We start from the raw sequence: 19339 nt of genomic DNA, 5'->3' as shown, positions 1-19339 counted from the left end.
GCCGGCGATGCGCCATTGAGGCGCCGCTGCCGTCAACCCGTGGTGAACCGGCCGGGCGGACACCGCCTGCGGCCGCATCCCCGCCGCGTCGGGTGCGGCAACGGCTGCAGGGCCGACATGGCAGGCGTCATCGCCAAGCCCGGAAGAGCGGATGCGTCGGCGTTCCGGCGACGGGGCAGGCATCGGGCAACCGCCCGTGGATGCGTGCGATGCGATGCGCGCCGGTACCGGGAGCAGGCCAAACGCGGGCCACCGCTCCGATCAGCGCCGCTGCCGTCCGCGATCCCGGGTTCGACGGCCGTGCGACCGCAGCCGCATCCAGCGCGATGGCAGCCGCACGACGCGATGCCACGCGCCCGCTACGCCAGCAGCGCCTGCCCAGCGGCATGGCCCGAGGCCCACGCCCACTGGAAGTTGTAGCCGCCCAGCCAGCCGGTCACATCCAGCACCTCGCCGACGAAATGCAGGTTCGGCACGTGTCTGGACTGGAACGTGCTCGACGACACGCCATCGGTGTCCACCCCGCCCAGCGTCACCTCGGCGGTGCGATAGCCTTCGGTGCCGCTGGCCACCAGCGGCCAGGCCTGCAGCAGCGCCGCGGCCTCGCGCAGCTGCGGCGGGTCGTACTGGCGCATCGGCCTGTTCGGCAGCCACATCTCGCACAGGCGCACCGCGAAACGGCGTGGCAGCACCTCGGCCAGCACCGTTTTCAGTTCGGCATCGGGCCGCTGCAACTGCTGCCCGCGCAGCCAGTCCAGCGCGTCGCGGCCGGGCAGCAGGTCCAGCTGCACGGTGTCGCCGGGATGCCAGTACGAGGAGATCTGCAGGATCGCCGGGCCGCTGACGCCGCGATGGGTGAACAGCATCGCCTCGCTGAAACTGCGGCCGTTGCAGCTGGCCTCCACCGGCAGCGCGACGCCGCTCAGATCCTGCAGCCGCTCCTGGTGGCGGCCACTCAGGGTCAGCGGCACCAGGCCGGCGCGGGTCGGCAGCAGCGTGTGACCGAACTGGCGCGCCAGCGTGTAGCCGATGGCGCTGCCGCCCAGCGATGGAATCGACAGCCCGCCGCTGGCGATCACCAGCGCCGATGCAATGAACCCGCCCTGCGAGCTGCGCACCTGGAAGCGACCATCATCGGCGACGTCCACCTGCTCGACCGCGGCCGAGGTGCGCACCTCGACACCGGCGGCCGCGCATTCGTTCAGCAGCATCCGCACGATCAGCTTGGCCGACTCGTCGCAGAACAGCTGGCCCAGGGTCTTCTCGTGGTAGGCGATGCGATGGCGTTCGACCAGCTCGATGAAGTGCCACGGCGTATAGCGGGCCAGCGCCGACTTGCAGAAATGCGGGTTGGCCGACAGGTAGTTGGCGTGGGTGGTGCCGGTGTTGGTGAAGTTGCAGCGCCCGCCGCCGGACATCAGGATCTTCTTGCCCGGCTTGTTGGCGCTTTCCAGCACCAGCACGCGCAGACCGCGCTGGCCGGCGCTGATCGCCGCCATCAGCCCGGCCGCACCGGCGCCGATCACCAGCGCGTCGTACTCGCGGGACATCGGCTCAGGCGTGGCCCGGGGCCATGCGCACGGCCGGCCGCAGCTCGACTTCGGTGCCGCCCTCGTCGATCACCCGCACCTCGCCGTCCTGCACGAAGATGTTCAGACGCATGCCGCGCGTGTACAGCGCGGTCAGCGCATCGACCGCCTCGGCCGGAATGTCGAGCACGGTGAGGTTGTCGTGCCGCGCCAGGCCGCTGCCGATCTTGTCCCACCACAGGTCGGACGCACGGCCGCCGTAGTTCAGCACCACGACCTGGCGGGCACGCCCGCAGGCCTTGCGGATCCGCGCTTCATCGGGCTGGCCGACGTCGATCCAGCGCTCGATGTCGCCGCCGTAATCGCGTTCCCACAGATCGGGATCGTCCTCGTTGCTGAGCCCCTTGCCGAACTCCAGGCGCTCGTCGGCATACAGCGCGAACGCGAGCACGCGCATCATCAGCCGGGTCTCGGTTTCGGACGGATGCTGGGCCAGGGTCAGTGGATGGGTGGCGTAGTAATGCCGGTCCATGTCGCTGATCTGCAGCTCGGCACGGACCACGGTGGCCTTGAGCGCCATCGGCGGTTCCAGGGGTTGGGACGGGCGGCCATGATACGCGCCGCGTCGCCCCGCGTCCGGCTCACGGCACCGGATCGCCCAGGATCGTCACCGCCAGGTCGCGATTGGCCACCGCGCTGTTGCCGCTGTAATCGCGTGCCGCGATCCGCACGATGTAGTCGCCCGGCGGCAGCGCCCCGGTGTCCCACAGGCCCTGCCGGTACACGCCGTCGCGTACGGTGTTGCTGACCAGATACCTGAAGCGCGTCACCGCCGCGCCGTGCACGGTGATGCCGCTGCCGGGCGCATACGCCACCTTGGTCGCGTCGTCGTTGGGCAGGCGGTCGAACACGATGGTCATGCGCGGCATCTCCTCGCCCGGCAGCGGCGTGCCATCGGCGCGCAGCACCTGGTAGCCGAGCGCATGCAGGCCCAGCCTGCGCCGCGGCAGGTTGCGGTCGACCTGGTCCCAGGCATCGACGACGATCTGCACGCCGGGCAGGCTGCGCGGCACCAGCACGCGGCCGCCGCGCTTCTCCAGCGGCAGGTCCAGCGGGTCGAGCAGCCCGACCGAATCGATCCGCGGCGGCACGCGGTCGGCGTAGCCGGCGAACCCCAGCGCGACCGCGTTGCGCTCGTAACCGCTGGCGCCGACGCTCAGGTGCACGTGGGCCATGCCGTTGAGCGTGCCCAGCGGGTCGCCGACCCTGAAGCGCGTGCCGCGTGGCACGCGGATCCGTTCGGGCTTGCCGGCATCGTCGTCCAGCCGCTGGAAGCGCGGATCCAGCAGCAGGCCCTGCGCGGTACGACCGACCCGCATGTGGATGTAGGACAGCGTGTCCAGACCCAGGCCTTCGCTGCCGGTGCCATGGCCCCAGGCCGCGGTCGGGCTGCTGACCTTGGCATCGGCGATGGCCAGCACGGTCTGGCCGACATCGCCGCGGATGTCCAGGCCGCCATGCAGGTGGTGCCGGCTCTCGCCGCGGTAGTCGCCGCGCACTTCGCCGAGCGTGCCGACCACCTCGTGCCAGCCGTCCTGTGGATGCAGCGGCCAGCGCGCGCCGGTGTCCGGCAGCGGCGCCTGCGGCGACGGCCCCAGCGCCAGGCGCGGGTCGTCCTGCGCCAGCGCGGTCAGCGCCGGCGTGGGCGGCGCGATCCGATGCACGCGGTAGGCGCCGGCATCGGTCACGTACAGCGCACCGTCGGCCGCCAGCGCCACGCCGGCCGGACGCGACATCCGCTGCGCCGGGGTATCGCCGCTCAGCAGCTGCCAGCGTCCGTCGCGCAGCAGCTGGAACACGCGCCCGGCGGCGGCCTCGGTCACGTAGAGCAGACCGTCGTGGGTGATCGCCAGCGCCATCGGCCGGCGCAGCGCGTAACCGGGCGATCCGGGGACGGTGCGATAGGCGGTGGTTACCCGGCCATCCGTGTCGACCCGTCGGATCGCATCGTTGCGCAGGTCGGCGACCCAGGCCGTGCCGTCGGCATCGACCGCGATCCCGGTCGGCGTGTCGAAGCGCGCCTGCGCGCCGAGCCCGTCGCGATAGCCGGGGCGCATGTCGCCGGCCAGCGTGCGCACCTGGCCATCGGTACCGATCACCCGGATCCGGTCGTTGTAGGTGTCGGCCACATACACGTTGCCAGCGGCATCGACCGCCACGCCCAGCGGCGCATGGAACCGCGCCTGCAGCGCCGGACCATCGCGGTCGCCAGGCTCGCCGTCGCCGGCCAGCGTGCGCACCTGCCCGTCGACACCGAGCACGCGGATCGCGTGGTTGCCGGTATCGGCGATGTAGAGGTTGCCGGCCGCATCGAGCGCGACGCCGGACGGCGTGTGGAACGCGGCCTGCGCGGCCGGGCCGTCGACGAAGCCCTCGGCCGACCCCGCCAGCGTGGTCACGCCGCCGTCGGGTGCGATCCTGCGGATGCGGTTGCTGTCGCCGGCGTCGGCGTCGGCCACGATCCGCGCGCCATCGGTAGCGACCACCACGCCCCACGGGTCGCCGAAGCGCGCCTGCAGCGCGGCGCCATCGCGGTGACCGGCAATCCCGTCGCCGGCATCCACGCTGAGCTGGGCCAGCCAGCCGAACGGCGTCGCCTTCGGCTTCCGATCCGCCCCGGAGGCGGCGTCATCGCGCGATGCCGGCTCCAGCAGCCAGGTCATCGCCAGCGCCACGCACATCAGCGCGATCACGCCCAGGACCAGCGTGCGCCGCGTCATGCGGCCAGTTCCAACGGCATCGTGCGGCATCCTGCATCGGGCAACGCCGCACCTTAGTCAAACGTGCCGGATCTGCCTAGGGCGCGAGTGCCGCCCCCGCATCGTCCGACGCACGGGCGGCCTCGCCCGCCACCGCCGTCGCGCAGGCCGCGGAGCGCGCCCCGGGCATCCGCGTCGACAGGCGCCGGAACTGGCAACGCCCGGCACCTTGCGGTACCGGGCGTTGCCGGGCGACAGACGAAGCGTCGGCGGATCAGGCCGCCTTCATCGCCAGCTTGCGGTTGCGCATCAGGTCGTGACAGGCGCGCACTTCCGGCAGCAGGCGCAGCGCGACCTCGCGCGCCGGCACCGGCGTGTCGGCGTCGGCGATGGTCTCGTCGAAGGCCTTCAGCAGGCGGTCCTCGGACTCCTCCAGTTCGCTGACGAACGCATAGCGCTTGTCGCCCAGTGCGGCGCGGACCTTGCCGTACATCTGCTGCATGTTGCCGACCAGGGTGCCATGCTGTTCCGGCTCGCCACCCACCGACTGCACCACGCCGCTCAGTGCGCCGACCACATCGGCCTTGACGCCGGCCATGCGCAGGAACAGCGACGCCAGCTCGGCGTCTTCGACCTTGTCGGCGGCTTCCTGATAGAACTGCTGGCCATCGCGCGAGATCGCGATCAGGTCGTTGAGGCTGTGCTCGGTCTTCTTCTGGATGCTGGTCATGCGAATCTCCTGGCTCCATGCCGGCCGCTGCAACGTGGCGTCGGGCGCGATGCGCCCCGTGGGCCGGCATGGAGAAGCGTTGGGATGCGTGCCTCGTTGCGTTGGGGCCATGCTCGCCAATCGCCGATAAAACCGCCGTGAGCCGCAGGCGAACATTGTGTGAGCGCTTTCTGGACACTGCCGCGACGAAGCCCAACCGTTAAGTCGCATGGCTGTTGCGCGCGCACCGATGCCACATGCACCTGCGGAACGCAGCGCGCGGTGCCACGCCGGTGTCCACGCGGTGGGCAGACGCCATCGAGGCCAAGCGACTCGGGCATGCCCGCTCCGCTGATGCTGCTCGAGCAGACACCGGAACCCGCAGCGTCTCGCAGATGGCGCAGCGCGCCTCGGACGATTCGGGTGCGACGCACCGCGTGGATGGCATCGCATCCACCTCGGCGCGTCCAGCCGACTCACGCCGAAACACGCGCTGGAAGCGTGGACGGCGCACCATCGGTGGACCTGGCCTGCCCGCACCCGACAGCGCAGCTCGGCGTGCTGATCGACATCCCGGAACATGCAGTCTCCGATCCACTGCGTGCGCTGCCGGCAACGAAGAGGCTCGGAACCGGCATTCACCTGGGAGCGCCGGCGTGCGCGGCGCATCCGCCTGCATCCAGGCGCGCGAACGAGCGCGATGTCCGGCCAGCAGGCGGGCGCGCCAGTACGGATGCCGTTCAATGCATGCGCATCGAGAAGACGCGTGGCGACAAGGCGGATGACCAGTCAGCGGATCGCAGCGCAGCGCCGGCATTCCGCTTCGTGGCGGGGCTTGCCAGGCATGCACTGTAGACGCCCGGCAGTCGAGCGCGCGTCCCGAGCACGTCATCCATGCCCTGAGCGTCACATCGCCGCTGCGAAGGCGGACTACATCCGGTCAGATGCGTGCATGCGCGCGCATGGATGCATGGCGTCGAGAGCGGCCGTTTCCGACCAGAGAATCACCGGTCGATCACGGACGGGGCCATCTGTTGTCGGCAGCACGACCGATGCGATCCAGCGCACGTGCAGGTCTGCCTGCGCACCTGCAGCAACGCACGCATGCCGGCACGCCTTCGCATCCGACCGCGTGCGTCAGCGCAGGCGCGCCGCACGCAAGGCTGCGTCTATCCTTCCAGCACACCACCAGACGCCGGCATGCGCGCGGCCATCGCGAGCCACTGGCGGAAGGCCTGCATCCGCTCTTCGTTGGTGAAGGCCTCCGGCTGTGCGCCGGGCGGCGAATGCTGGATCGACAGGAATGCCAACGGCCCGAATGCGGCCACCGCGGCCGCCACACTTTCGCTGGGCTTCATCCGACACCTCGCTTGCGCGCCGACCAGGACGGCGCTTCCCCTGTTCCGCTTCCCATGAACCTGTTCCTCCCGCCGTCGATCCTGTGGCGGCGACCGCGAAGCGGCGGTGAAGGCCGCCGACCGCCCGGGCAACCTCGCTAAGATCCCTGTGCTCTGCCTGTTCGAACGGCGGCCACGGCCGGCGGCGGCCATGTGCGGCAGGCGTGCCGGGGAGCGAACCGGTATCCTTGCGCGCCCGACCGCGGACCACGCGGCGCAGACGATCACGACCACCATGAGCGAAACCCCTCCCGACCGCCTTGCCCTGGATCCGCGCAGCCCGTTCCACGATGCGGCGCTGCTCGACCGCGGCATCGGCGTGCGCTTCAACGGACAGGAACGCGACAACGTCGAGGAGTACTCGGTCAGCGAAGGCTGGATCCGGGTGCAGGTCGGCCGTTCGCGCGACCGCCGCGGCAATCCGATGACGATGAAGGTCAAGGGCACGGTCGAGCCGTACTTCCTCGACCAGGCCTGAGCCCGGCAGCGGCCGGCCATGGCCGCTTTACCTGATCGCAACATCCGGTACGGAAAACCACGCTAGTCTCCGTGGGCCGTCTTCCGGGTCCACCATGGCCGCTCCCCTCACTACGCTGGCGTCACCGCTCGCCTGCCTCGCGGCGCTGGGCCTGGCGTATGCCGGCTTCATGGCCGCACGCGCGCTGCGCTTCCTGATCGACCGGCGCCAGGGCTGGCTGTGGGTGTCGCTGGCCGGCGTGCCGGTGGTGCTGAGCTGGCTGGTCGGCGACCAGCTGCACGACAGCCTGCTGGTACCGCTGCTGGCCACGCCGCTGTACATGCTCTCCCTGCTCGGGCTGGCGCCCGACGACAGCGTGCTGGCGCGTCGGGCCTCCAGCCAGGCACTGTGGTTCCGGCGCGGGCTGGGGGCGACCGTCGCGGCCACCGCGGCCGGCATCGCGCTGTGGACCGTGGTGCCCTGAGCCCGGCGCTGCATACTCGGGCGATGGACATCGCCCGCGCCGCTCTCTGTCTGCTGCTGACCCTGCTGCCCGCCGTGCATGCGGCCGCTGCCCCGCCGACGGCGCAGGCGCGTGTGGCGTTCGACCGCGGCGGCATCACCGGGACCCGCGTGGCCGGCATGGCCGATGTCGCCGCGGGCCGCGCGCTGGGCCCGGACGATCCGGTGCGGGTGGCCTCGATCTCCAAGCTGGTCGTCGCGATCGGCGTGATGCGGATGGTCGAGGACGGGCAGCTCGACCTGGACGCGGACCTGTCGCCGCTGCTGGGCTGGCCGCTGCGCCATCCGGCCTTTCCCGACACGCCGATCACCCTGCGCCTGCTGCTGTCGCACCGCAGCGCGCTGACCGATGCGGCCGGCTACTGGGAAGTCCCGATCGACGGCGACCTGCGCGAGGTCCTGGCCGACCCCCGCGCCTGGGACATGGCGCACGCACCGGGCACCTGGTTCCGCTACGCCAACCTCAACTTCCCGCTGGTCGCCGCCGCGATGGAACGCGCCAGCGGCGAGCGCTTCGACCTGCTGATGCGGCGCCTGGTGCTGCAGCCGCTGGACATCGCCGGCTGCTTCAACTGGGATGCCTGCGACGACACGACCGTGGCGCGCGCGGTGGTGCTGTACCGCGACGGCGTGGCGATCCGCGACGACCTGCACGGGCGCCGGCCGGACTGCGCGGTGATCCCCGCGCGCGATGGCCGCTGCGACCTGCGCCTGTGGCAGGCCGGCCGCGCCGGTGCGACCTTCGCACCGCAGGGCGGCCTGCGCATCTCGGCCCATGGCCTGGCGCGGATCGGCCGGATGCTGCTCGGCGGCGGCGAGCTGGATGGCGTGCGAATCCTGCACGCCGGTTCGGTCCGCACCCTGCTGCAGCCGCTCTGGACCCGCACACCCGACAACGCCGCGCGCGATGGCGAAGGCGGGATGACCGCGCGCGGCGCCTTCATGTGTCGCTACGGGCTGGCCAGCCAGACGCTGGCGACGCCTGCGCCCGGCTGCGGCGATGATCCCTTCGGCGACGGGCGTCCGCGCGTCGGCCATGCCGGCGACGCCTATGGGCTGCTGTCCGGACTGTGGCTGGACCTGGACGCCGGCACCGGCGTGGCCTACTTCGCCACCGGCGTGGTCGCCGGCCCCTCCGGCGCGCATTCGGCCTTCAGCGCGGTCGAGGAAGCGCTGGCGCGCGGCGAGTCGATTCCCTGACCCGCGGCATCCGCCGCAGGCGCGGCGCGCCGGCTCAGCGCAGGCATCCCGCCAGTTGCCGTTCCGCATGCCACAGCGCGCGGCGTGCGCCGTTGTACGCCGCATCGGCCTGGTTGGGCAGCATGTGCGCGGCACGGATCGGATCGGCGCCACGCGCGAACGCGGCCTCGGCCTTCTGCAGATCGCCCAGGTGCTGCAGCAGCGGTTCCATCAACCGCTCGATCCGTGCACGGTCGCAGCCACCGGCACGCCGCTCCAGCGCCGCCACCTTGGTGCGGATGCGACGGCTTGCCTCGCCCTCGAGTCCCGGCGCCTTCTCGTCGCTGATCGGCGCGGCCTTGTAGGCGTCGCCGGTCGCCTCGCTGCCCAGGTCGGAAGGACGCTCGTGACGGCCGGGATTGAAACGCACATCGGGCGACGGTCGCGCCTCCGCGTGCTGGATGTCCGGGCCGTAGATCAGCCGCGCGATCTTCTTCTGCGCCCGGGCGATCTCCTGCTGGGCGACATCGGCGACGTCGCCATCGCTGACCCAGTCCCTGGCGAAGCGGCTACCGCGGTAGTCGACCGGGTTCTCGCGCTCGAGCAGCCGCCGCGCGGTGTCGGCATCGGTGGCGCGCGGGCGTCGTCCGTCGGCGAAGCGGTCGTCGGCGGGCAGCAGCGCACGGCCATCCGCGTCGTACAGCACAAGTCGACCACCGGTATCGGCCGTGGCGGTGTCCGCGGCCGCGACCGCACGGTCGGTCCTGATGGCGGACGTCGCCGCCACGGGGCGCGTGCGCGCATCGCGGTCGACGGCGACGCCGGCGTCTTCGGCAGGAGGTGTCGCCGCGATGTCCTGCACTGTCCGCGGAGACATCCGCTCGACGAACCGCAGCTGCAGGCGCTCCCCGGCCGGCGCCGGATCGGCGCGCCTGTCCGGGACGTGCATCAGTGCGCGCCACACCAGCAGCAGCAACGCCGCGGTCGCAAGCGCGGCGGCGATGCGCGGCAGGATCTCGTCGGCGGCTCTGCGGGCGGACATCGGCGGGGACGTGGATCGGCGGAGATGAAGGCAAGGATGACCGTCGGGACGGCCGCGGGTTCCCGTGGGCCGGGACGGCATTCACCTGCGAGGCGGCCGCCGCCCGCGACATCGGGCTGAACACATGCCGACCGCACGGGGAGATCGTCACCTGCCCGCTTCGACCGACATGCCAGCATGCCGCACGTCCCGATTCCAAGGTCCCGATGCAGCCCCTCATGGAAGATCCGCCGCCTGGTACCGAGTTTCTGCGGGGTGGCGGCCGGATGGCCGCACGGATCGCGGCGCACGACTGGCACACCCATCCGCTCGGCCCGCCCGCCGGCTGGCCGGTCGAACTGAAGACCACGCTGTCGATCATGCTCGGCTCCAGCTTCGCGATGTGCCTGGGATGGGGGCCGGACCAGCTGCTGTTCTACAACGATCCCTACCAGCCGATGCTCGGCGCCAAGGAGCGCGGTGCGCTCGGGCTGCCGATCCGCGAGGTGTGGTCGGAGCTGTGGGACGACATCCGGCCGCTGGTGGAATCGGCCATGTCGGGAACGCCGACGTGGAAGGAGGACATGCACCTGGTCATGCAGCGGCATGGCTACGCCGAGGACACCTGGTGGACGTTCAGTTACTCGCCGGTGCGCGCGGCCGATGGCGGCGTGGTGGCGATGCTCAACACCACCCACGAGACCACGCGCCGCGTGCTGACCGAGCGCCGGCTCGCCGACGAGCACGCACGGATGGCGCGGATGTTCGACCAGGCGCCCACCTTCATGGCGCTGCTGCGCGGGCCGGATCACCGGATCGAGTTCGCCAACGCCAGCTACATGGCGATGGTCGGCCGCGAGAACGTGGTCGGCCGCCCGCTGGTCGAGATCCTGCCCGATGCCGTCGCGCGCGGTTACCTGGAGCCGATCGAGCAGGTGTACGCGAGCGGGCGTGCGTTCGTGGCCTACGGCGCCCGCTACGTCGGCCCGCCCTCGGCGGACGCGCCCTCCGGCCAGGAGCACCACCTGGACTACATCTGCCAGCCGGTGCGGGACGAGGACGGCAGCATCGGCGGCATCTTCGTGGTCGGTGTGGACGTGACCGCGCGCATCGTCGGCGAGATCGCACTGCGTCAGCGCGAGGCCGAACTCCAGGCGCTCAACGAGAGCCTGGAACGGCGCGTGGCCGAACACGCGCGCGAGCGCTCGCTGATCTGGCAGACCACGCCGGACATGCTCGGCGTGCTCAATCACGACGGCGTGCTGGAGAAGAGCAATCCGGCCTGGGAGCGCACCCTGGGCTGGACCAGCGCCGAGCTTGCGTCGCACCCGGCGCGTGATCTGCTGCATCCGGACGACGTCGACGACGCGGTCGCCGCCGGGCAGCGGATGCGTGCCGGCGAGCCGCTGATGGGCTTCGAGTGCAGGATGCGCACCCGCGACGGCCGCTACCGCACGCTGTCGTGGATGGCGACGCCGCAGGACGACAAGTTCTATTGCAGCGCGCGCGACGTGACCGAGGTCAACGCGGCCACCCGCGCCCTGGCCGATTCGCAGGCGCTGCTGCGCAGCCTGTTCGAGAGCAGCTACCAGCTGCAGGGACGTTGCGCGCTGGACGGCACCCTGCAGGATTCCAATCGCACCTCGCTGGATGCGATCGGCTGCGGGCTCGACGAGGTGGTCGGCCTGCCGTACTGGGACACGCCCTGGTTCCGCGGCACGCCCGGCGCATCCGAGCGGATCCGCGCGGCATTCGCGCGTGCGGTCGCCGGCGAGGAGGTCCGCGAGGAGATCGTCCTCGAGTTGCCCGGAGGCGCGCACACCTACGACCTGTCGCTGCGCCCGCTGTACGACGCGGCCGGCGCGATCACCGCGGTGGTGCCCGAGGCGCTGGACATCAGCCATCGGCGCAACGCCGAGGAGGCACTGCGCCAGTCGCAGAAGCTGGAGGCGATGGGACAGCTCACCGGCGGCGTGGCGCATGACTTCAACAACCTGCTGACGCCGATCCTGGCCGCGCTGGAGCTGGCATCGGACGACGACGCCGACCCGGCCCGGCGCGGGCGCACGATCAACGTCGCGCGCCAGTCGGCCGAACGCGCCGCGGTGCTGGTGCAGCGCCTGCTGGCGTTCGCCCGGCGCCAGCCGCTGCAGGCCACCCGGGTGGACGTGCGCCGGCTGGTCGACGACATCGGCGACCTGATGCGCAGCAGCTGCGATCCGCGGATCCGCGTCCAGGCGGACGTGACCGGTGAAGTGCCCGACGCGCACGCCGATGCCAACCAGCTGGAAATGGCCTTGCTGAACCTGGGCGTCAACGCGCGCGACGCAATGCCCGACGGCGGCACATTGACGCTGTCCGCACGCGCGGCATGGTCCGATGCGGGCAACGGGTCCTCACTGGCACCCGGACCGTATGTGGTGGTGACCGTCGGCGACACCGGACTGGGCATGGATGCGGCCACGCGCATGCGCGCGATCGAGCCGTTCTTCACGACCAAGGGCCTGGGCAAGGGCACAGGGCTGGGACTGTCGATGGTGCACGGCCTGGCCTCGCAGCTCGGTGGGCGCCTGCGCATCGACAGCACGCCGGGCCAGGGCACCCGCATCGAACTCTGGCTGCCGGCCTGCCCGCCGGCCGGCAACCGGTAAGCAACAGGAGCATCCGCATGGCAACAGCCGCATCCCCGAAACACATCGCGCTGGTGGTCGACGACGAACCCGGCGTGCGCATGTGCACCGCCGACGTGCTGCTGGACATGGGCTACGACGTGGTCGAGGCCGATTCCGGCGAGGAGGCGCTGCGCCGGCTCGACGACGGCCTGGCCCCCAACCTGCTCGTCACCGATCACCTGATGCCGGGCATGTCCGGCTCCGAGCTGGCCCGCGAGGTCACCGCACGCCATCCGCAGACCGCGGTGATCGTCGTGTCCGGCTACACCAACGTCGCCCTCGACCCGGGCCTGGTCCTGCTGGGCAAGCCGTTCCGCCTCAACGATCTGCGCAATACCGTGCAGGCGGCGATGGCGCCGCGCGGCTGAGCCACGCCGCGACGCGGACGACCGCGCTGGCGTCCGCCACCGGGCGCGCGCCCGCCGCCCTCATACTGCGCCAGACACGACGAAGCCGGGCCCGGGCCCGGCTTCGTCGGTGATGCCTTCGCCATGCGCCGCACTGGCGCGGAAGGATCAGGCGGTCATGTCGACCACGTCGAAGTCCACCTGCGGATCGACATCGGCGTCGTAGTCCACGTCGTCGCGCTCGAAGCCGAACAGCTTCAGGAACTCGTGCTTGTAGCTGGCGTAGTCGGTGATCTGCGACAGGTTTTCGGTCGTCACCTGCGGCCACAGGTCGCGGCAGGCCTGCTGCACGTCGTCGCGCAGCTCGCGGTCGTCCAGGCGCAGGCGCTGGGCCTCGTCCTGGGCTGGCGGGTTGGCCGCGTACAGGTGCTCGCGGAAGGTGCGGTCGAGCTGCTCGATCGTGCCTTCGTGCAGACCCTTCTCCTTCATGATCCGGTAGACGATGGCGATGTACAGCGGCATCACCGGGATCGCGGCGCTGGCCTGGGTCACCACCGACTTCAGCACCGCCACGTTGCCCTGGCCGCCGCCCGGCTTCAGGCGCGCGTCGATCGCATGCGCGGCGCGGTCCAGGTCTTCCTTGGCCTTGCCCAGCGCGCCGTGCCAGTAGATCGGCCAGGTGATCTCGGTGCCGATGTAGCTGAAGGCCACGGTCTTGGCATCCGGGGCCAGCACGCCGGCCTTGTCGAGCGCATCGATCCACAGCTCCCAGTCCTGGCCGCCCATCACGGTGACGGTGTCGGCGATCTCCTCGGCGGTGGCCGGCTCGACGCTGGTCTCGATGATCTGGTCGCGGTTGGTGTCCACCGCGGTGGCGCGGTACGGCTCGCCGATCGGCTTCAGCGCCGAGCGCTTCAGCTCGCCGGTATCGGGCAGCCGCCGCACCGGCGAGGCCAGCGAGTAGACGACCAGATCGATCGGGCCGCCCATCTCGCGGGCCAGTTCGATCGCCTTGGCGCGCACTTCGTCGGAGAACGCATCGCCGTTGATCGAACGGCTCCACAGGCCGGCGGCCTTGGCGTGCTTGTCGAACGCGGCCGAGTTGTACCAGCCCGGATTGGCCGGCTTCTTGTCGGTGCCGGCCTTCTCGAAGAACACGCCCAGGGTGGCCGCGCCGAAGCCGAAGGCCGCGGTGATCCGCGCCGCCAGGCCGTAGCCGGTCGACGCCCCGATCACCAGCACACGCTTGGGGCCGTCGTTGCGGACGCCCTGGGCCTGGGTGATGCGGATCTGGTCCAGCACGTTCTGCTCGCACCCGACCGGGTGGGCGGTGGTGCAGATGAAGCCTCGGACTTTGGGATGGATGACCACGCGGACCTCTCGAAAACGGATGGAAAACCGGTGCGTCGCGACGCCACCGGGAAGCGCCACAGTCTAGCGGCTAACGGCGCGATCGCCCCTTCCATGGCGTATGGACGCGCTGGCGGCGCAGCAGCGACGACGCGCGCCGAAGCGTGCGGCACCCGAGGTGTGGATGCGGCCCGCATGGCGCCGTCGGCGGAGGCTGGCACCGCGCGCTGACCGCGTGCGTCGCCTGCCACACGACGCGATCGCGGGCATCGCCGTCGCGACCGGAACGCGCATGCCGCCGAGGCGCTGGGCCGCATCGCCCGACGCAGGTCGTCGGCTTGGAACCCGCGACAGGCGGGTGCAGGAAGCGCCCTGGCCACCGCTTGTGTCCGGCGCAGGCACGAGATCCACCCACGCCGCCGCATTGGCGTGCAGCGCGGCCTGCGCATCCATCGGGCGACGCGCGCATCGCGGCAGCGCACCGTCGGGCGCTACCCGGCGGGGGGACACGCACGATGGATCGCCGATGCGTTTTCGCCTTCAGCGGGATCGAGGAACCGACGCCGCGGCGGCGCCCAGGTGACGCCAGCGGGCGCTCGGCTCAGGCCGGGCAGGCCTGCCGGCACTGCAGCGTGCGCGAGGCCCAGACGTAGATCGCCAGGCCGGCGATCGCGGTGGCCGCGCCGACCGGACCGGTCGAGGTCCAGCCCCAGCCGGCGGTGATCGCCATGCCGCCCAGCCACGGGCCGAGCGCGTTGGCCGCATTGAACGCGGCATGGTGCGAGGCGGCTGCGAGCGTCTGCGCCTCGCCGGCCACGTCCATCAGGTGCGACTGCAGGATCGCGCCCATGCCGCCCATCAGGCCGATCGCCACGGTCGCCAGCAGGATGCTCCATGGTGCCTGCGCCATCAGCGGGAACAGCAGCAGCATCGCCGTGGCCCACAGCAGCATCACCGCCACCGCGCGGAACTGCAGCCGGTCGAACAGCCAGCCGCCGAGCATGTTGCCGATCACCCCGCCCAGGCCGAACCCGGCCAGGCCGAGCGGAATCCACGCCGCATCCACGCGGGTGACGTTGATCAGGGTCGGCGCCAGATAGCTGAAGACGCTGAACATGCCGGCGAATCCGATCGCGCCGATCGCCAGCGCCTGCCAGACCGGCAGCCGGTTGAACGCGCGCAGTTCGTTCATCGGATTCTCCTTCGGCCGCTGCGGATCCAGCGGCAGGAAGGCGGCGATCATGCCCACGGTGACCAGCGAGATCAGCGTCACCGCGGCGAAGGCCCAGCGCCAGCTGACGATCTGGCCCATCCAGGTGGCCAGCGGATTGCCGATCAGCATCGCCAGGGTCAGGCCCAGCATCACCAGGCTGACCGCCTTGCCGCGCGCCTCGGGCCGGGTGATCGACACTGCGGTCAGCGCGGCCACGCCGAAGTACGCGCCGTGCGGCAGGCCGGCGATGAAGCGGAACAGCAGCAGGCTGTGGTAATCCGGACCCAATGCGCTGGCCAGGTTGCCCAGCGCGTAGAACGCCATCAGCGCCAGCAGCAGCGTCTTGCGGCGCAGGTTGCCGCCCAGCAGCGCCAGCAGCGGCGCGCCGATCACCACGCCCAGCGCGTAGGCGCTGATCAGGTGCCCGACCTGCGGCTCGCTCACCCCGAGCTCGGCGACCATCCGGGGCATCAGGCCCATGATCGCGAACTCGCTGGTGCCGATCGCGAAGCCGCCCAGCGTCAGGGCGGTCAGGATCAGGGTGTAATGGCGTGGGCTGACGGCTGCCGCCGGGGCAGCCGCGTCCTGGGGCAGGGGCGCGTGCATGGGCGCCATTATGCTGCGTTGCAGCAAGCACCGGAACCCGACGCCCCGCGACACCCTGTTCCGCGGACAGGTCGGATACAGCCCCACGCCACTGGCGCTGCGTCGCGCCGGTGCGGTCACCACGCTCGCCGACGACGATGGGCGGTGCTGGAACATCCCGGTCGACCCCACCGCGCTGCTGCGGCACTGGCCCCGTCTCCTGCCCGGCGCCGCGCAGCTGGAACAGGCGATCGCCGAGATCGAGCACGCGCCGATGCCGGTGCTGCGCCCGCTGCCGGCGCGCGACGGCACGCTGCGGGTCCTGCATGCGCAGGCCGCCGGTCTGCTCGCCCTGGCGCCGCCGACGGCGCCGGGCACCGTGTCGGCCGAGGCGATCGAGCACCCGTTCGACCGGCAGGCGCGGGTCGCCGCTGGTCTGCCTGCCATGCACGAAGGCCTGCCCGACGATCCCGACGTCGCTGCGCGCCTGCTGGTGCCGCGCGAGCCAGTGCACCAGGCCGGTGTCAGCCGGCGGCAGGTCACCGGCATCGCGTGACTCCCGGCCAGGGCGCACGGCGGCGCGCGCCGGCGTACCGCGCGGGCAATCCCGCCACGCGAAGCGGATGCCGCCGGACAGCCGGGCCGCAAGGCGATGCGTCATCGCTGCCGGGGGCATGGCGGCACCGATGCGCCGGCTCATGCTGCCGCCAGCGGCCGCGGTTGATCGCGATCAACGCCGGACCGGCACCACGCGCCGATGATCGGTCCATGGCGGTATCCGCCGCCGTTTCCAGGGCACGCAGCCATGGACATCCATGCGATGGGGCTGGCGCACGCGGCGCTGCTGTTCGCACTGCCGGTCGGGGTGGTCGGCATCGGCAAGCTGGTCTGGCACCGCAGCGGCGGCATCGAACGCGGCTGGTGCGGCGCGCTGTTCATCGGCCTGTGCATGGCCAGCGCGCTGCTGGCGGTGCTCGACCGGGTCAGCTGAAAGGGGCACGCCGGCGATCCGGGTCGCCGGCGCAGGTGACACTGCCGCCTCAGCGCGAGGTCGCGACCCCGCGCCACCACGGCGTCCCCGGCTGCGGCGCATGCAGGTCGACGCGCTCGCCCATCACCGGCGTGGTCAGCGCCACGCCCTGCTCGGCGGCGAGCGCGCTGATCCGCTCGAACGGCTGCTCCCACGGGTGCAGCGCCAGGTCGAAGGTGCCGTTGTGGATCGGCAGCAGCCAGCGCCCGCGCAGGTCCAGGTGGGCCTGCAGGGTCTGCTCGGGCTGCATGTGCACGAACGCCCAGCGTTCGTCGTAGGCGCCGGTCTCCATCAGGGTCAGGTCGAACGGGCCGTAGGTCTCGCCGATCGCCTTGAACCCGTCGAAGTAGCCGGTGTCGCCGCTGAAGAACACGCGCAGGTCGTCGTCCTGGATCACCCACGAGGCCCACAGGCTGCGGTCGCTGTCGGCCAGGCCGCGGCCGGAGAAATGCTGGGCCGGGGTCGCGGTCAGGCGCAGGCCGTCGACCTGCGTCGACCGCCACCAGTCCAGCTGCTCGACCTTGTCCGGATCCACGCCCCAGGCGATCAGCTGGTCGCCGACGCCCAGCGGCGCGACGAAGCGGCCGGTCTTGCCGGCGAGCTGCAGCACCGCCGCATGGTCGAGGTGGTCGTAGTGGTTGTGCGACAGGATCACGCCGGCGATCGGCGGCAGGTCGTCGATGCCGATCGGCGGCGCATGGAAGCGCGCCGGGCCGGCCCACTGCACCGGCGAGGCGCGCTTGGAAAACACCGGGTCGGTCAGCCAGAAGCGGCCGCGCAGCTTCAGCAGGATGGTCGAGTGGCCGAGCCGGTACAGGCTGCCATCCGGGGCCGCCTCCAGCGCGGCGCGGTCCAGCGCGCGCACCGGGATCGGCCGCTCCGGCACGGTGCCGGCCGGCTTGCCGAAGAAGAAGGTCCAGGTCAGCTTCAGCCCCTGCCACCAGCCCATCGCGGGGCGTGGCAGCGGATTCTGGAAGCGGCCGTCGCGGTGCTGGGGCGAATCGGGATAGCCCGGCAGGGTGCAGCGGACGTAGGCGGTATGCGCGGTCACGGCGAGGATTCCAAGCAGGAGGACGATGAGGAGGCGTTTCATGGGCGACCCAGAAATTACACTACACAGTGTAGTTTCATTTTTCAGGAAGTAAACCGCCCGGTGTAGAATTGCCGTCCGCACTTCGACCGGCCGCCATGTCCCGCCCGCCGCAACGCCTGACCGACCGCAAGCGCGACGCCATCGTGGCCGCCGCCGTGGACGAGTTCCGCGCGGCCGGCTACGAGGCCACCAGCATGGACCGGATCGCTGCCGCGGCCGGCGTATCCAAGCGCACCGTCTACAACCACTTCCCCAGCAAGGACGCGCTGTTCGGCCAGATCCTGCAGCAGCTGTGGGACAGCAGCGCAGCCAGCGTCGAGCTGCCCTACCGCGCCGATGCGCCGCTGGACACGCAGCTGCGCCAGCTGCTGGGCAAGAAACTGGACCTGCTCGCCGACCCCAGCTTCATCGACCTGGCCCGCGTCGGCATGGCCGAGATCATCCATGCGCCAGAGCGTGCGCAGGAGATCGTCTGCCGGATGGGCGAGAAGGAAGGCGGCGTGACCACCTGGATCCGCGCGGCCATCGCCGATGGCCGGCTGCAGGACGTGGACGCCGACTTCGCCGCGCACCAGCTGCAGGGCCTGGTGAAGAGCTTCGCGTTCTGGCCGCAGGTGACCCTGGGCCAGCCGCCGCTGGACGACGCGCAGCGCGCACGCGTCGCCGATTCGGCGGTGGCGATGTTCCTGGGCTGCTACGCCGTCCGCGACTGACGCCACGCGCGACCCGATGAACTACCTGGCCCACCTGTACCTGGCCCGCGGCAGCCACGAGGCGATGCTCGGCGCGCTGCTCGGCGATTTCGTGTTCGGCCGGGCCGCGCTGGACGACTACAGCCCGGTCGAGCGGCGCGAGATCCTGATCCACCGCAAGGTCGACCGCTACACCGACGACCATCCGCTGGTGGTGCAGGCGCGCGACCATTTCCCCGACGGCCTGCGCCGCTACGCGGGCATCGCGCTGGACGTCTACTACGACCATCTGCTGGCACGGCACTGGCACCGCTACAGCGATGTCGCGCTGGACGCGTTCACCGCGCCGTTCTACGCCTACATGCTGGGCCGGCTCGAGCGCCTGCCCGAGCGCCTGCGCGCGATCGCGCCGCGCATCGCCGCGCACGACTGGCTCGGCTCCTACCGCCGACGCGACAGCGTCGACCTGGCGGTGAGCCGGATCGCGACCCGGCTGTCGCGCAATGGCGAGCGCCTGGTCGCCTGCCTGGACACGCTGCGCGTGCACGAGACCGACATCGCCGCCGGCTTCGACGCCTTCTTCCCGCAGCTGGTCGCCTACGCGGACGCCGCGCGCGCCACCCTGGACGCCACACCCCGGTGAACGCATCCACGATGCACCTGGTGCGCGCCACGATCGCGCGCGGACAGACCTGTACCCGGCCTTGGCGCGGTCATCGCACGCGGCCTGCGAGGATCGACGACGTTTGTCCGCCTCCGGAGTGTCCATGCATCCGCGCCCAGC

The 19339-nt window shown here is 71.5% G+C and carries 19 protein-coding genes; 10 read left to right on the top strand and 9 right to left on the bottom strand.

Features of this window, described 5'->3' with window-relative positions; genetic code table 11:
- Positions 1-359: 359 nt before the first annotated feature.
- The 4 genes from IB242_RS20120 to IB242_RS20105 form a co-directional block, all read right to left on the bottom strand.
- Positions 360-1550 (bottom strand): NAD(P)/FAD-dependent oxidoreductase, encoded by a 1191-nt coding sequence (locus IB242_RS20120; RefSeq protein ID WP_192283712.1) that lies wholly within the window; start codon positions 1548-1550, stop codon positions 360-362.
- Between the two features lie 4 nt (positions 1551-1554).
- Positions 1555-2109, bottom strand: coding sequence for a YaeQ family protein (locus tag IB242_RS20115; protein WP_192283710.1), 555 nt, complete (start codon positions 2107-2109; stop codon positions 1555-1557).
- A 61-nt stretch (positions 2110-2170) separates the two neighbouring features.
- Positions 2171-4309: a gluconolaconase gene (locus IB242_RS20110; RefSeq protein ID WP_225540896.1), complete on the bottom strand. Its 2139-nt coding sequence runs from the start codon at positions 4307-4309 to the stop codon at positions 2171-2173.
- Positions 4310-4562: 253 nt separating this feature from the next.
- Positions 4563-5018, bottom strand: coding sequence for a PA2169 family four-helix-bundle protein (locus IB242_RS20105; RefSeq protein ID WP_192283708.1), 456 nt, complete (start codon positions 5016-5018; stop codon positions 4563-4565).
- Positions 5019-5555: 537 nt separating this feature from the next.
- Between IB242_RS20105 and IB242_RS20100 the strand changes: the two genes are divergently transcribed.
- Positions 5556-5852 carry a hypothetical protein gene (locus IB242_RS20100; RefSeq protein ID WP_192283706.1) on the top strand — a complete coding sequence of 99 codons (297 nt, stop codon included), beginning with the start codon at positions 5556-5558 and terminating at the stop codon, positions 5850-5852.
- Positions 5853-6166: 314 nt separating this feature from the next.
- Here IB242_RS20100 and IB242_RS20095 read toward each other — a convergent pair whose 3' ends face one another.
- Positions 6167-6355: a hypothetical protein gene (locus tag IB242_RS20095; RefSeq protein WP_192283704.1), complete on the bottom strand. Its 189-nt coding sequence runs from the start codon at positions 6353-6355 to the stop codon at positions 6167-6169.
- Between the two features lie 274 nt (positions 6356-6629).
- On the opposite strand from IB242_RS20095, the gene IB242_RS20090 reads away from it, so the two are divergent.
- From IB242_RS20090 to IB242_RS20080, 3 genes are all read left to right on the top strand, one after another.
- Positions 6630-6872 carry a DUF3297 family protein gene (locus IB242_RS20090; protein WP_192283702.1) on the top strand — a complete coding sequence of 81 codons (243 nt, stop codon included), beginning with the start codon at positions 6630-6632 and terminating at the stop codon, positions 6870-6872.
- 94 nt (positions 6873-6966) lie between these two features.
- A complete protein-coding gene (locus IB242_RS20085) occupies positions 6967-7335 on the top strand; it encodes a hypothetical protein (RefSeq protein WP_192283700.1) in 369 nt (122 codons plus the stop codon).
- Between the two features lie 23 nt (positions 7336-7358).
- A complete protein-coding gene (locus IB242_RS20080) occupies positions 7359-8573 on the top strand; it encodes a serine hydrolase (protein ID WP_192283698.1) in 1215 nt (404 codons plus the stop codon).
- 34 nt (positions 8574-8607) lie between these two features.
- On the opposite strand, the gene IB242_RS20075 is transcribed toward IB242_RS20080, so the two are convergent.
- On the bottom strand, positions 8608-9594 hold the full coding sequence (locus IB242_RS20075; protein WP_192283696.1) for a hypothetical protein: 987 nt from the start codon (positions 9592-9594) through the stop codon (positions 8608-8610).
- A 266-nt stretch (positions 9595-9860) separates the two neighbouring features.
- On the opposite strand from IB242_RS20075, the gene IB242_RS20070 reads away from it, so the two are divergent.
- On the top strand, positions 9861-12224 hold the full coding sequence (locus IB242_RS20070) for a PAS domain-containing protein (RefSeq protein WP_192283694.1): 2364 nt from the start codon (positions 9861-9863) through the stop codon (positions 12222-12224).
- A gap of 17 nt (positions 12225-12241) precedes the next feature.
- The gene (locus tag IB242_RS20065) at positions 12242-12613 is read left to right on the top strand and encodes a response regulator (protein WP_192283686.1); all 372 of its coding nucleotides are present in this window, start codon (positions 12242-12244) and stop codon (positions 12611-12613) included.
- Positions 12614-12760: 147 nt separating this feature from the next.
- Here IB242_RS20065 and fabV read toward each other — a convergent pair whose 3' ends face one another.
- Together fabV and IB242_RS20055 are read right to left on the bottom strand one after the other, a co-directional pair.
- Positions 12761-13963: an enoyl-ACP reductase FabV gene (gene fabV / locus IB242_RS20060; protein ID WP_192283684.1), complete on the bottom strand. Its 1203-nt coding sequence runs from the start codon at positions 13961-13963 to the stop codon at positions 12761-12763.
- Between the two features lie 580 nt (positions 13964-14543).
- Positions 14544-15761: an MFS transporter gene (locus IB242_RS20055; RefSeq protein ID WP_192283682.1), complete on the bottom strand. Its 1218-nt coding sequence runs from the start codon at positions 15759-15761 to the stop codon at positions 14544-14546.
- Between IB242_RS20055 and IB242_RS20050 the strand changes: the two genes are divergently transcribed.
- Together IB242_RS20050 and IB242_RS20045 are read left to right on the top strand one after the other, a co-directional pair.
- Positions 15760-16296 (top strand): hypothetical protein, encoded by a 537-nt coding sequence (locus IB242_RS20050; RefSeq protein WP_192283680.1) that lies wholly within the window; start codon positions 15760-15762, stop codon positions 16294-16296. The genes IB242_RS20055 and IB242_RS20050 overlap by 2 nt on opposite strands.
- A gap of 249 nt (positions 16297-16545) precedes the next feature.
- The gene (locus IB242_RS20045) at positions 16546-16731 is read left to right on the top strand and encodes a glycosyl transferase (protein ID WP_192283678.1); all 186 of its coding nucleotides are present in this window, start codon (positions 16546-16548) and stop codon (positions 16729-16731) included.
- 49 nt (positions 16732-16780) lie between these two features.
- On the opposite strand, the gene IB242_RS20040 is transcribed toward IB242_RS20045, so the two are convergent.
- On the bottom strand, positions 16781-17863 hold the full coding sequence (locus tag IB242_RS20040; protein WP_192283676.1) for an MBL fold metallo-hydrolase: 1083 nt from the start codon (positions 17861-17863) through the stop codon (positions 16781-16783).
- Between the two features lie 95 nt (positions 17864-17958).
- On the opposite strand from IB242_RS20040, the gene IB242_RS20035 reads away from it, so the two are divergent.
- The gene (locus tag IB242_RS20035) at positions 17959-18576 is read left to right on the top strand and encodes a TetR/AcrR family transcriptional regulator (protein WP_192283674.1); all 618 of its coding nucleotides are present in this window, start codon (positions 17959-17961) and stop codon (positions 18574-18576) included.
- Positions 18577-18592: 16 nt separating this feature from the next.
- Positions 18593-19198, top strand: coding sequence for an ACP phosphodiesterase (locus tag IB242_RS20030; RefSeq protein WP_192283672.1), 606 nt, complete (start codon positions 18593-18595; stop codon positions 19196-19198).
- The last annotated feature ends 141 nt before the right edge of the window (positions 19199-19339 follow it).

The sequence above is a fragment of the Xanthomonas sp. XNM01 genome (assembly GCF_014851915.1).
Classification (GTDB): domain Bacteria; phylum Pseudomonadota; class Gammaproteobacteria; order Xanthomonadales; family Xanthomonadaceae; genus Pseudoxanthomonas.
Note: the sequence above shows the minus strand (reverse complement) of the source record. Positions and strands in the feature narration are given on the sequence as shown.

Bases quoted from the DNA above. Each gene is read 5' to 3' on its own strand.
- IB242_RS20120 (WP_192283712.1), bottom strand. From the start codon at position 1,550: ATGTCCCGCGAGTACGACGCGCTGGTGATCGGCGCCGGTGCGGCCGGG.
- IB242_RS20115 (WP_192283710.1), bottom strand. From the start codon at position 2,109: ATGGCGCTCAAGGCCACCGTGGTCCGTGCCGAGCTGCAGATCAGCGAC.
- IB242_RS20110 (WP_225540896.1), bottom strand. From the start codon at position 4,309: ATGACGCGGCGCACGCTGGTCCTGGGCGTGATCGCGCTGATGTGCGTG.
- IB242_RS20105 (WP_192283708.1), bottom strand. From the start codon at position 5,018: ATGACCAGCATCCAGAAGAAGACCGAGCACAGCCTCAACGACCTGATC.
- IB242_RS20095 (WP_192283704.1), bottom strand. From the start codon at position 6,355: ATGAAGCCCAGCGAAAGTGTGGCGGCCGCGGTGGCCGCATTCGGGCCG.
- IB242_RS20090 (WP_192283702.1), top strand. From the start codon at position 6,630: ATGAGCGAAACCCCTCCCGACCGCCTTGCCCTGGATCCGCGCAGCCCG.
- IB242_RS20085 (WP_192283700.1), top strand. From the start codon at position 6,967: ATGGCCGCTCCCCTCACTACGCTGGCGTCACCGCTCGCCTGCCTCGCG.
- IB242_RS20080 (WP_192283698.1), top strand. From the start codon at position 7,359: ATGGACATCGCCCGCGCCGCTCTCTGTCTGCTGCTGACCCTGCTGCCC.
- IB242_RS20075 (WP_192283696.1), bottom strand. From the start codon at position 9,594: ATGTCCGCCCGCAGAGCCGCCGACGAGATCCTGCCGCGCATCGCCGCC.
- IB242_RS20070 (WP_192283694.1), top strand. From the start codon at position 9,861: ATGGCCGCACGGATCGCGGCGCACGACTGGCACACCCATCCGCTCGGC.
- IB242_RS20065 (WP_192283686.1), top strand. From the start codon at position 12,242: ATGGCAACAGCCGCATCCCCGAAACACATCGCGCTGGTGGTCGACGAC.
- IB242_RS20050 (WP_192283680.1), top strand. From the start codon at position 15,760: ATGGGCGCCATTATGCTGCGTTGCAGCAAGCACCGGAACCCGACGCCC.
- IB242_RS20055 (WP_192283682.1), bottom strand. From the start codon at position 15,761: ATGCACGCGCCCCTGCCCCAGGACGCGGCTGCCCCGGCGGCAGCCGTC.
- IB242_RS20045 (WP_192283678.1), top strand. From the start codon at position 16,546: ATGGACATCCATGCGATGGGGCTGGCGCACGCGGCGCTGCTGTTCGCA.
- IB242_RS20040 (WP_192283676.1), bottom strand. From the start codon at position 17,863: ATGAAACGCCTCCTCATCGTCCTCCTGCTTGGAATCCTCGCCGTGACC.
- IB242_RS20035 (WP_192283674.1), top strand. From the start codon at position 17,959: ATGTCCCGCCCGCCGCAACGCCTGACCGACCGCAAGCGCGACGCCATC.
- IB242_RS20030 (WP_192283672.1), top strand. From the start codon at position 18,593: ATGAACTACCTGGCCCACCTGTACCTGGCCCGCGGCAGCCACGAGGCG.